Origin of the sequence: Sphingobacterium sp. HSC-15S19, from assembly GCF_050433745.1 — a bacterium.
In the GTDB taxonomy this organism is placed as follows: domain Bacteria; phylum Bacteroidota; class Bacteroidia; order Sphingobacteriales; family Sphingobacteriaceae; genus Sphingobacterium; species Sphingobacterium siyangense.
In genome coordinates this window covers 151,395-163,669 of record NZ_JBNPWQ010000004.1, presented here as the reverse complement: position 1 = coordinate 163,669, position 12,275 = coordinate 151,395, and the positions used below count along the sequence as shown (strand labels likewise).

The following is a 12,275-nucleotide window of genomic DNA, read 5'->3' as shown; positions in this document are numbered from 1 at the left end:
ATTCATCCCTACTATCCGTCTGCTCATTCGATCACGTGCAGCTTCTGCCGGAGTTCCTTGATATAGCTGCGGGTCACGGCGAACGAGCGCTGAGGGCCCTCGCTCATCACAATTTTACGCTTCAAAAAGGAAACAATAAAGTTCATATTGACTAGGGTCGATTGATCCACCTGAACAAATTCGGTTGCCGGTAGAAAATCAACAATCTCTTTAATGGTCTTTTTTGCCTTTCGCGGCACTGGTTTGCCAAACCCATCCAATCTCATATTTCTTTCGAAAAAAGCCAGCTCATTGTCCCCTTTCACTTTCTGCACGAAGTAAATATCACTAAACTGTACCCTTTGACACATTTTATCGGTCATTTCGATAAAGGCGAATTCAGGCTGTGGCACACATTTAAGATTGATCGGAACAGCCAAACGGCGCAAAGCATTTTCTAGCGCTCTGCAGACCATCGGAAACGTAGCCGGTTTGGGCATAAAGTCGGCCGCATCCAAATGATAAGAGCGCAGCGAAAACGCTTCATGCTCCGTCACAAATACGACCTCAGGTCTTTTCTTAGCATCGATAGACTGGTAAAGATCCATTCCATTGAGCAAGGTATCGTCGGCCCTTTGATCCAGCACAACATCCATAAAAAGCACATCATACTTGCCGGAGTTGATTTTCCGTAAGGCATCTTTTTTATTATCCGCCACATCGATAAGGAGATCCAAATCTGTTTCTTCTAAAAGAGTTTTTAATTTTTCAGCATCAGGTCGAAAATCTTCAACGATAAGAATAGGGATTATTGGCATATGGCATTATTTTATAAAATACTCAGTTAAATCACTTTTCGGTAGTTTTGGAGCAGCGTAAGCTGGACGCTGAAAATGGGATTTTGTTCGCGATATTCAATCCGATATGTTCCGGGCAATACCGCATCGAATAGTTCCTGCAGCAACTTATTGCCCACCCCTGTATGCCCCGCTGAGCGCTTTCCGCTAACATAATTAATCATCTGGAAATGCAACTGACCATCTACCCGCGTCCATTCCATGATAATTTGACCCTGTGCTCCCCGAGGACTATAGTTCAGGGCATTTTCAAACCACGAGAGCATGGATGCAGCAATGATAGAGCGGCTCCAATCGGTCGCAAAGAGGACTTCTTCCCCCTTAAATAGCATCAGGCGGTCTGTAAAACAGGAAGCCATCACCTTAAGCTGCTTCCATTCTTCGGCAATAGCTACTTTGACTTTCCGGTTTGCCGTCACTGCAATGATGTATCGAAATAGTTCCAGTGTATCGTTTCGGTGCAGCAATTTGTTATGCTGCACGATCTTGATCCATTCTTTCACGAAATGCTTAGAGAGACGTCCCGCCAGCCTGCCGGCATCCAATTCCATGGTGAGCAATTGAAACCTTAGCCAATAGGAACAATTTCTAAAAACGCTGTGTACAATTAAGGCTGTCCCCAGTACCAATAAATTGCCTACCATGATCCGATTGTGGAATTGCATCAAATGATAATCCGTCAGTTTTCCGGCAAATGAAATGCCGTGAGCAGGAAGCCACGAGTAGGTATAATACACCCAGAAATCTATACTCAGGTATTGCCAGCAGCCTAGCACAAGCAGTATGACCAGTTTAAGATAAATAGAACTTAACTGCAATAAATTTATCGCCAGCCAATACATCGCGAATGAAAACAAGTATGGTCCGGTTAAGGCCAACAGATGTCGCATGGTCAATCGATGCCAAACCTGAATATTCATTTTGAGCAGCAGCAGCAGCAAGAATCCTGTTCCGATAAAAAATAAGATGTATCTCCGCGTGAAAAACTGGGTTATTTTGGTCCGTCTATCTTCCATTATATCCTATTTTAAACGATGGCTAAATTGTTTTTTCTATAATTGGTGTACTTTGAACACTTAAATTACAAAAAACAAAGCGTAAAGAATAAATTAATTAAAAATAATATTTCGTCAAAAGGAAACACCATCCCTATCAAGAAATTACACATCAACTCACTTACTTCATTTCATAATTTTTACCCTTTTAGCAAATTATCCGTTTTTAGTTCGAAAAATTGACGATTTTTCACGTCGAAAAAAAAGGCACGTTCTTGTAAATATATAGGCATTACCCACGTGAGTGCATCTTGTGAAACGACCTTTTTCTCTTCAAGATCCGGACGATAAAAATGAATCAAGGGCCAGTTTTCCCATGCTGTCCATTCCTTCATGACAATGCGGTTTATCGTCGTGTTTAGTTTTCTCTTAAACCTCTTCATAAACCCATCAGGTTGCTCCGCTCTTTTACAGCGCAGCCCTTTTGATAAAGCCAGATTCCACAGTCCATTGTTCTCATTTTTTTCCATCAGCAGAAAAGAGAGGGGAATATGAAACCGGAAGGCAAGCTCGGCGATACTCGCGTGGAAATACAGTCCACTAGCTGCGACGGGGACCTTAAGCAAAGATCGGGTCCCTTTAGCAGCTAGGCGATTCACCCCTTCGTCCGCATCAAGGTATACCAGCACCAAACGCTTTTCATTTAGGTCCGAAAGTATATTTTTGAGTACTGTACGTCTTGAAGCATCGATATAGCGCAGGCTATCTGCTTCGAGATTGTTTAGCTGCATCAGGAGTTCAGTCTCTTTTTGTTCCTTTTTAATGATACCGGGCGAAGCTAGCACAGAGATTTTATAGCCTGCTGCAAGCAGATAGCGCGGTATCAGACGGTATGGGCCATAATGGAAGGAGATGACAATCCCCGTAAGATCTGTTGGAAGCATTTCAAGACAAAAGGCGTCCAGCATTCGGTCCAGTTGGACGGGTTGCAGCATCTTGGCAAAAGACTTTCGGTAAGCGCTCCATCTCAGGTAATTTATTTCAAGATCTTCTACCGTAAATTCCGGAAAAAAATTCCATACGTTGGCAAACCAAAACGGTTTGGTCAATTGATTATTGTTCATTTAAATTGTGGTCTAGAAAAAAATTAGGTTATTATTCAATCAGTGAACAGCATCGCCTTCCGACGGAAAGCGATGCTGAATTAGCGTTAAGGTATTTCTACCCAGCATTTTTCATCGTCAACGACATCTCCCATTTCCGGAAATAGTTGCATCATCTGAGGCAAAGTTAACCCCAGTTCGACGATAAGATCACTTGTCTGTATGTTGTCGTTCATGTTTGAATTGAATTAAACATCGGCCTGCAACGATACGGGTCAGGCCACTCCCGCTGGCTGTACATGCACTAAAATTGTATTAGCTAACGATCAAATATGGCTGAAATCCTTAAAAAAGAGGAAAAGAATGATATGTTACCCAAAAAGAAAGCTAATTGCCTTCGCCGAGGTAAGGGATAAGAAAAGAGGTCAGATATCCTTGTTTTTTTGCATGATTTCGATAGAAATCGGTCATCTATCATTTTTTTAAGTATTTCTCAAACCTCGATTTTACTTTTATAAACATGGATTGAGCCTTTTATAAAACCTGATTAACTGCATATCCAATGATCAAAACTTTTCATTTTATATTGCCCCAGGTGCCCCAATTTACCAAGCAAGTAAGAGCATTTTTGCCCAAGCTTCCCGATTCACAGTTACAGCGCTATGAGGATGCGAGCATCCAATTGCTAGAAGAATATATTGATTACCATAGCGTCCTATTTTATCGCGTGCAGGCCCACGTGCAAAGAACGTTTCAATTGTCCGTGCAAACCGATAAATCCGATTATCATCTGCTGTATAATAGGCATTCCGTTTCGACCATTAACATAGAACATACAGCAAATAATAGTCACGTGCAGCTCCCTTCTGAATATGATACTTATGCCTATATTCCCAAAGGGAAGATGCAAACGCTTCTGGTGCAGGGAGAATATTTGATCTATGGAGTTCTGGTCGATATAGGGTATATTCGATCAGCAATATTTAAAGAAGACCATTTTCTATTTAAATTCAGTACAGCACATTTACGCGACAAAAAGCGGCTCTACCAAAGTGCACTATGGCCAATCAAAGAAAAGACAAGCTATCAGCTTTCTAGAATTGAAGAGCATTTTTTCAATTATCATAAAGACAATGAAGCTATGGCTGTAAAACTTGTCTATGACCTATTTGATATCGCCATTTATAAAAATTTTGAACACTATGAAAAGATAGATCCCGATCAATTCCTAGCCGAAAGGGCCGAGAGAATGATTAGGGATCAGGTGACGCAGACTTTTAGCAGCTGCTCCATTCATGCGATTGCAGAACAGCTGCAGGTAGACATGAGCAGATTGAACAAAATCTATAAAGCCATCTATAGTGAAAGTCCGAAACAGACCTGGACTAGGCATCTTATCCTTAAAGCACAAGAGTTATTGCTGGCAGGACATTCGGTTAAAGAAGTCAGCAATTATTGCGGGTACGGATCCCAGCAGAATTTTTCAGCTTTTTTTCGGAAACATACGGGCGTCTGTCCGAGCGCATATAAATAATAAAACCGCCTATTTATCCCCAATATTCGGCATTCGTCCCTTGTATCAGACATTTCGTCCCAAAAATGCGCTCTTCCACTAAAGAATAAAAATACAAACTCGAAGAAAAGACGGGGCACCACCGCACAAAAAATCATACAACGGCCTACCTAAAATTCAAACATCTTTCGAAAATTACTGCGCTAACTTTGGTATAAGATAACAGATCGGAGGACAGGGAGATGCCCGTCCGGTCATTAGGAAACACCTCCACGGCCGATCCAGGAGGATAATAAGGATAAGCAACAATAATAAACTTAAAAACATTAGAAATGAAAACATTAGCAAAAAGAATCATCGGCACCATGAGCATTGGTGTGATGGCATTAGGAATTTCGTTGAGTGCAAATGCGCAAAGTATTCAAAGTGAAAAAGAAGTTAAAGGAGAGAAAGAAGTAAAGATAATAGCGGCGAATCAGGTATGGTCATACCATGGCACATCCTCAGACTCTCCTACCGATCCCAGCAAATACAGCTTGGGGCCAAGTGAAGAATGTGAAGGTGCTAAACAAACTGTTTGTCAGATCAATGCCCCTGCCAATCCATCAAATCCCTCACAACCCGATATGACGGCACTTGTTACTCCTTCAGGATCATCTACCCCAACAACTATCGCGCTCCGCATCAGCACTGCCAATAGTAGTAAAACACCAAATGAAACTGTCACCGATTTCAGGCCGTTTTAATTCAAGCTATAGCTCAAAGAAAGTAGCGAAGGAACTACTCTTCGCTATTTTCTTATCTATTCTATCCCAGTTATATTTTTAACCTCAATGGGAATATTAAAAATATAGTCTTTACTAATGGGCTTCAGGCTAAATTCTTGAATCTTTCCGTCAATCGTGACCTTGCGAACGATTTCCTTTTTAAAACGTTCGTCTTTATTTAGCCGTCTCAAATCCGACCACCTTAGCCCTCTGCGGACGAATTCTTTGCGCCTTTCCCGAATAACTGTCTTCAATAAGACTTCGATGTTACTTTCCGTTATTGGCACAAAGAATTGCTTCTCAATCCGATTTTGTAAGAGCTCATTGAGTTGTTGCTTAGCTAGCGTCGCATTGCCCAGTCGCGTATTACTTTCAGCAGCATTTAATAAGACTTCAGAAGTTGTAAGTCCAACAAAGAAAAGGTAGGTTCCCGAACCTACGTAATGACCCTTAAACGTGTAGCGTCCATCGGTCCCTTTTTTATAGTTCGCCCGAAACCTTAAGTCATGAGTATCATACTTACTCAATAAATCATCAGTCATATAGGAGCCTCTGCTTCCACCAAACATGGTTGTACCATTTGAGTACGCAAAAAACAAAGTTTCTGCATTCATAGCTGGATAAGGAAAAGATGCATCTACACTCATTGTATTAAGATCCATCAACTTATCGTACCGTATCAAGACCAATTCAGCATATTTCTTTGCATTTTCGTAATCTTCCATCGCCATGTAGACTCTTGAGAGTGCAGCATGAGCCGAAATTTTATTAGGTCGTGTCACTATCCCTAATTCATTTGGAAGCAAGCCAGCTGCTTCCTCCAAATCCTGAATAACCGAACGATAGCATTCCCCTACTGTTGACCGCTTGGTTTTGTCATTGATATCTGAGCTTAACTTGATGGGTATTCCCGGTACATTATTATTGCCTTTTTGATCAAAGGGTGCAGCATATATCTGCAAGAGTATAAAGTGCATAAAAGCTCGATGGAATAGTGCTTGTCCTTTAATATTGTCAGGATCGAGGCCCTTTAAAATTTTAATATCCGACAATTCGTCTAATACAGTATTGGCAACAGCAATGGCCTTATAAGCATCCCGCCATAATATCAATTTCTCCGTTGCCGAATATATTTCTGGATTTTGAAAGGTATACACCTGTCTGTCAAACACATCAAGATTATTATAACCAGCATCCGTAAGGAGAAAATCGTCCGTGCAAGCTTCCAAGAAAAAAGGATAACTTCCGAGATTCAGCTGATTTCCTGCATCTAACAAAGCTTGCAAATCCTCCAATGTGGATGGCACTGTACTTGTTTTATTTGTTTTATCCTCCAGAAATTTATTACATGAAGCCATACAAAATAGGCTTACTATGAGTAGTTTGTAAATATATTGTCTCATGTCACAAGTATTAAAAATTAATATTCCCACCGACTGAAATTACGGGCGGAGCAGGCAAATCCAAATAATCAGGATCGAGATTTTCATTATTTTTTCGCCAGATCAATCCCACGTTATTTGCTCCAATGTAAAGTTGGCCTTTTATCTTACTGTTGCTTATCGCAAAGCTGTAGCCGAGTCTAATATTTTGCACCCTAATGAGATCACCTTTGACGATATTATTCGAAGAGTGCTGATAAAACAGATCGCGATTACTATCGTTGGGGTATTGCATCGCTGGAACTGTTGTCACCAATTCGTCTCCCGGCTGCTGCCATCTTTTGGCAAAATCAGCGTGTCCATCCCATGAGTCAAATAAACTACCATAGACAATGGATTTCTTCTTAAAATAGTGTCCAAATTTAAAGAGCAGACTAAAATCTAGATAAAACTTGCCATAGCCGATGGTATTATTCCATGCTCCGTATATTGGCGGTAAGGCTGTACCATGATAATTTAGGTATTGCAGTGAATCTGTCGCCAGGACCTGATAATCTTTCGATATTTCGCCATTTTTATATCCCCTCGGATCGCCATTGACGGGATCCAGCCCAGCGGATTTATAAGAGAAAACAGGGTACAGAGATTTACCCAATAGCGGCATCAGCGTCCTCCCCCCATCCAGATACAGGCTTGTCGCTCCGATGGTCCCTCTATAATCAGTCACTTTATTTTTGCTATAGGAAAAATTGATGGAAGACTGCCAGTAGCCTTTTCCGAACCTACCATTTGAGGCGAGGGTCAAATCGATCCCATGGGTTGCTATTTTACCAACATTTTTTGTCAACAGGGAATAACCTGAAGTCGGATCAAAGGGATCATCAGAAAGCAGGTCGAAAGACTTTTTCCGGTAATAATCTATATTGCCTATTAATTTTCCACCATAGATTGAGAAATCCAACCCAAAATTTAAGGTACGTACAGTTTCCCATTTGAGCCCGGGGTTTGGCGGGCTTCCGATCAAGGCGTAAGGTAGATTTGAGTATTTAGCATTGCCGACATAACCGATCACAGTTTTATTGAGGGCTCCAGCGGGCTGTACACCGCCGTAGCCAAAGGTTGACCGTAGTTTAAGATAATCAATCCAATCTGCACCTTGCATAAATTTTTCCTTTGCCACCTGCCAAAGTAAACCTGCCGACCATAATGGATTCCATTGGCTGTTGACATTCGTTCCGAACGAATTCGCAGCATCCTTACGGGCAGAAAAAGAAAGCCCGTATTTAGCCTTATATTCATACAAACCATTAAAATACATTGATAAGGTTCTGGATAATGTACCCGAATAAGCATCCAAGGGTGTCATATACCCATATCCCAGACCTCCATACAAGTTATAGATGGTGTTGTAATCAACACTTTTGCGGCTGAGCACTTCGGCATTGTAACCATAGGAGCCCGAAGAGCGCTGGTCGATATTCCTGGTATACAGCTCTGTACCGATCAACGCATTCAGGGTATGCTCGTCTCCAAAAGATTTGTTGAGGCTCACCTGCACCCTTCCCCTATGCGATTGCATCTCATTATCACCATTTCGCAGTATAGCACCAAATGGAAAATCGTACAGTTTTGCCCCATCGACAATTCGCGTATACTTATTGATCAAATCCCGCACCTCAAAAGAATCCTCTCCGGAAAGCGATTCTGATTTGCTACTACTATTCTCATAACCATAGATCACATCGGCCTTTAAGAAGGGGAGGATGTCATAATGCAAGTTAAAATTTAAATAAAGATGCCGATTCCAGGACTTGTAAGTCGACTTATCCCGATCCGCTAAAGGTCGGTAGGTCCAGTCCAATAGACCGTCAGCATTTGCCCTTTCAAGAAAAGATGAATTATAAAATCTCGGGATCGACAGGAAGTTACCTTCGTCATCCACTAGCGAGGCATAAGGATACAAATTATTTTTTCCACCCCCGGGAATCATCGGATAGCGTGGTGTCGAAGAGAAAACCCGATCCCGTCCATTGATCAGAGAAATCATATTTTCTATAGACAACTTTTGTCCGAGTTTCCAGCTATTTGTAGCCCTCAAAGTTAAACGGTCATTATTTGCTCCTTTTGTATCCCCTGTACCGCGATCATAGCCAACCGAATAGCGATTTCTATTGGTTGCATTACTTGTGGAAATATCCAAAAAGTACTGTTGATTTACCGCAGCTTGATAAACATATTTCAGCAGGTCATTTCGATAATCGTTCCTTTCTAGCGCTTTCAATCGCGTATTCAGATCAATATCCGACAAGCTCCCCACTTTATTTGCATACAGCATGTCCACGACAGGCGAAAATATCGTCGTCTGATTATAGGCGCTATTATATGCATCATCATAATACTTATTATCAAAGAGAAAACGCTCCACTTCGATAAAATCCCTACTATTGATCGTCTTGTTATAGAACAGGTCAGGCTTTCTGCTGACCATTGTTGTCGTTGTAAAATTGATAATCGGCTTATTGCCTGTCTTTCCTTTTTTGGTCGTCACGACAATCACGCCATTTCCTGCTCGGGACCCCCAAATACTGGAAGCAGCCGCATCCTTCAATACGGAGACAGATTCCACATCATTAGGATTAAGATCATCCAATGTACCATCGTAAGGGAAATTATCGACCACGATGAGGGGTTGGGCCGCTATTTCAGAAAAGGTGTTTATCCCCCGTATATTTAGCACCGACTTTCCACTCCTTCTATCAAACTGCAGTCCAGAAACTTTACCTTCTATACGGTCCAAGACTCCTCTGCTCGGGATTTTACTGAAGTCTTTATTAGATACCAACCCGAAGCTACCCGTCGTCCGGTCTTTCGGGATGGCCTGATATCCCGTATTCACTTGTACCTCATCGAGTCTATTTTCTTTTCTATTCAATAGGATGGTTCGATTTGTCACATTGGTATCCCAGTTTATGTTTTTGGTTTCAAATCCCAGCGCCGAAACTGTAACAAACCTTATCGCATTGGAAGTGGAGAACTCAAATCTACCCAAGGAATCAGTCCGATAAGCAGCGGCAGTTCCATCCAGTTTAAACGTAGCGAAAGCAATGGGATTATGATCCTGATCAATAACATTTCCTCTATATTTACCCTAAGCAAAGACTGATTTACAGCAGACCATCATTAAGATCAAACTAATTAGACTTTTCATAGAGACGATTATATTTGATAAATGTTTCAACATTTTCCATTTCAACCAACCGTTTTAAGGTTACTGCTACCACTGTACCATTTTGGTCCACCCAAACATAAAATGGGAACGTACGATGAGGAAACAGCTTTATCAGATAATCATCAGCATACACAGTGCTGAGGTCGTTTGTTCGCAGAACATCGATCGGCATCTTGTGAATACGTTGATACGTGTCTAATTTTCCATATGAGTTTACGAGCAAAACATTAAGCTCCTTTCCAAAACTCTTTTGGATTTTAATCAAATCTGACATACCACTAATACAAGTACCACAGGTGGTAGACCAAAAGTCAAGAAGAAAAGATTTGCCTTTGTATTTGGATAGTTCTACAAGTGCTGTATCCCCTTGATTATAGATTTTTACTTTTCTGGACCAGAAATCTTGGGGTAATTTATTTCCGACGAGTACTGGCTCAACGATATCGGCCCCATCCGCCCCGCTGTCCTTGCGGGGCGTCTGAGCAGATAAACTAAACATAGAAACCAAACACAGCAGTATCGCTCGTGCTCGTTTGCTCTTAAAAGCCTTGTACAAATTATATAGTATTGTTTTCATCATCTTAAGGTTTTGGTTGGTTAATGGATTGAAAAAAATCGGTGATTTGTTTGGTCAGCAGGAGTTCCTTCATATTGGCTTTCAGAGTTGACAGTTTTAATTGGGTTGTATCTAAATGGCGGCTATGCGTTAGGAAATACGCCATCAGAGCACGTAGAATATCGGCCAAAAACAGCGTTTGCTGTACAGCCTCTAATTTGCATTCGGTAGCTTCGCCGAGGGTTTTGCATTTGAAATCCAAAGCATATAGGTATTCGCGTATCGTGACTAGCGGATAATTATCCCAAAAGCTTTCGATACATTTCAATGGATCGTAACTGTCTTCATGGATCTCATAGAATGGCCTGTCAAGATGCAAGAGATCTTCATAAATGGCTTTCATGTGTTTAGTTTTTGGCTGTAACCATAGCACATAGCTCTCCCTGTCCGACCGAAATCAGTTTTTTGCGGGAACCTGAATGAACTCAGGTCACAGCGGTGAAAAAATAAGAAATAGGTTATCGGGCGCGGTGCAGGACAGTTACACGTAATTTGATAGAGACGATACCGCGTCCGTTGGTAAAATAAAAAACCGACCTTATATATAGATAATCTACAATCGTATTTTTCTTTAATCTTTGCTTTTGATTTCGGAAACCCTTACTTTTAAAGTGCGAAGATAAAAGAGAAGGGAGCCGTGCAATTTTGGGGCATAGATCTTAAAAAAGTACCGGTCGGCAAAATCAACAGTGGCGGTGCTATTCTCAGGCCTTTGCTGGCTTTTGTATGCACATTCCTCATCCGAGGTAAAGGGCCATTGCTGATTTTAAGCTTTTGAGAAGCTATTCTGGCGGGCAGTATTTGTTCTTGATGAGCAGTGATACTGCAAGCTGACGAAGCTGATCCTTTATCTGCCGTCGTTCTGTTGTGGTTAATGACTTTTTTTGTCTCATAATTTACTAGTTGGGTTATCAACAAGAGTCTCGAAGGGGAAGGTCAAGCGCTAAATAAAGAGGATGGCCCACTATCTTCAACCAGCAGTGAGGCACGACGAAGAGCCTTTGACACGGTATCCAATAGGGAGCCATCCCCTTTTTTTGTAAAAATACAAAAAGCATGGGGGTTAGCAAACCCTACGTCTCGTGTCGTTGGAAAATTCGTCGTTTTCACTTCTGAGACTCAATCAGAAAACTGATTATATCACAAATATAGTCAATTATATATAACAATGAAAAATACGATTCAAGAAAATATAGAACAACATGATTATAAGGATATTAAATTTAAAGAATTTAGAAAATATAGTTATGAATTGATTAGATCATGTAACTTAAACAAAGTTGCTAAAGAAGATAAAAAGGATACAATTCAAGACCTCATTGCAAGAAATGGAGGTGATATTTTTTCTGGACTTATGTTTTACTTGGTCTTGAAAGAACTTGACGCGGATATCAATATTGCCTGCGAAGACTTATTTCACGACTACACGTATCCAGGCATGAAGTCCCCAGCAGAAGATCTAACTAAGTTCGCAAAATTTATCTCAGGTATTAGCCTTACCGATGGTGAGATCGCATCCGCAATTGGCGCCAGTGGAAGTCGAATAAGCAGAATCCGACATGCAAATGATGGAACCGATTTTTATCCCTATCAAGTGTATGCCTTAGCAAAAATATCACAAATTCAACCTAGCCAACTCTTCGATTATTTTTACGGTGATGGCGAGCGACCAATGATTGGGTTAACCTAAAGTAACATCCAAAACGGCAAAAATAAAGATCAAAAATCTTTTATAATTTTTTCAATTTCAAAAAATTATTTCTATATTAGATCAGCTGGTTGAAATATACCAACATCTAGCTAAGCGCCTTAATTTGTTAGGGCGCTTTATTAC

The 12,275-nt window shown here is 41.0% G+C and carries 10 protein-coding genes and 1 pseudogene; 3 read left to right on the top strand and 8 right to left on the bottom strand.

Annotated features, from left to right (window positions below; genetic code table 11):
- Positions 1–23: 23 nt before the first annotated feature.
- The 4 genes from L1283_RS04930 to L1283_RS04915 all read right to left on the bottom strand — a co-directional run bounded on the left by L1283_RS04930 (position 24) and on the right by L1283_RS04915 (position 3,170).
- Positions 24–797, bottom strand: a complete 774-nt coding sequence (locus L1283_RS04930; RefSeq protein WP_313261845.1) for a LytR/AlgR family response regulator transcription factor — start codon at positions 795–797, stop codon at positions 24–26.
- Between the two features lie 26 nt (positions 798–823).
- Positions 824–1,852, bottom strand: a complete 1,029-nt coding sequence (locus tag L1283_RS04925) for a hypothetical protein (RefSeq protein ID WP_429625914.1) — start codon at positions 1,850–1,852, stop codon at positions 824–826.
- A gap of 179 nt (positions 1,853–2,031) precedes the next feature.
- Positions 2,032–2,955, bottom strand: a complete 924-nt coding sequence (locus tag L1283_RS04920) for a hypothetical protein (RefSeq protein ID WP_313261841.1) — start codon at positions 2,953–2,955, stop codon at positions 2,032–2,034.
- A gap of 86 nt (positions 2,956–3,041) precedes the next feature.
- A complete protein-coding gene (locus tag L1283_RS04915) occupies positions 3,042–3,170 on the bottom strand; it encodes a hypothetical protein (protein WP_262511799.1) in 129 nt (42 codons plus the stop codon).
- A gap of 326 nt (positions 3,171–3,496) precedes the next feature.
- On the opposite strand from L1283_RS04915, the gene L1283_RS04910 reads away from it, so the two are divergent.
- Together L1283_RS04910 and L1283_RS04905 are read left to right on the top strand one after the other, a co-directional pair.
- A complete protein-coding gene (locus tag L1283_RS04910) occupies positions 3,497–4,468 on the top strand; it encodes a helix-turn-helix domain-containing protein (protein WP_429625912.1) in 972 nt (323 codons plus the stop codon).
- Positions 4,469–4,779: 311 nt separating this feature from the next.
- Positions 4,780–5,193, top strand: a complete 414-nt coding sequence (locus tag L1283_RS04905; protein ID WP_147281976.1) for a hypothetical protein — start codon at positions 4,780–4,782, stop codon at positions 5,191–5,193.
- 56 nt (positions 5,194–5,249) lie between these two features.
- On the opposite strand, the gene L1283_RS04900 is transcribed toward L1283_RS04905, so the two are convergent.
- The 4 genes and pseudogenes from L1283_RS04900 to L1283_RS04885 form a co-directional block, all read right to left on the bottom strand.
- On the bottom strand, positions 5,250–6,572 hold the full coding sequence (locus tag L1283_RS04900; RefSeq protein ID WP_313490848.1) for a RagB/SusD family nutrient uptake outer membrane protein: 1,323 nt from the start codon (positions 6,570–6,572) through the stop codon (positions 5,250–5,252).
- Positions 6,573–6,627: 55 nt separating this feature from the next.
- A pseudogene (locus tag L1283_RS04895) lies at positions 6,628–9,726 on the bottom strand (SusC/RagA family TonB-linked outer membrane protein); the annotation flags it as partial.
- A gap of 61 nt (positions 9,727–9,787) precedes the next feature.
- Positions 9,788–10,402, bottom strand: coding sequence for a TlpA family protein disulfide reductase (locus tag L1283_RS04890; RefSeq protein WP_159332688.1), 615 nt, complete (start codon positions 10,400–10,402; stop codon positions 9,788–9,790).
- A 4-nt stretch (positions 10,403–10,406) separates the two neighbouring features.
- A complete protein-coding gene (locus L1283_RS04885; protein WP_286803498.1) occupies positions 10,407–10,784 on the bottom strand; it encodes a hypothetical protein in 378 nt (125 codons plus the stop codon).
- An 825-nt stretch (positions 10,785–11,609) separates the two neighbouring features.
- On the opposite strand from L1283_RS04885, the gene L1283_RS04880 reads away from it, so the two are divergent.
- Positions 11,610–12,131, top strand: a complete 522-nt coding sequence (locus L1283_RS04880; RefSeq protein ID WP_429625909.1) for a hypothetical protein — start codon at positions 11,610–11,612, stop codon at positions 12,129–12,131.
- Positions 12,132–12,275: the final 144 nt, after the last annotated feature.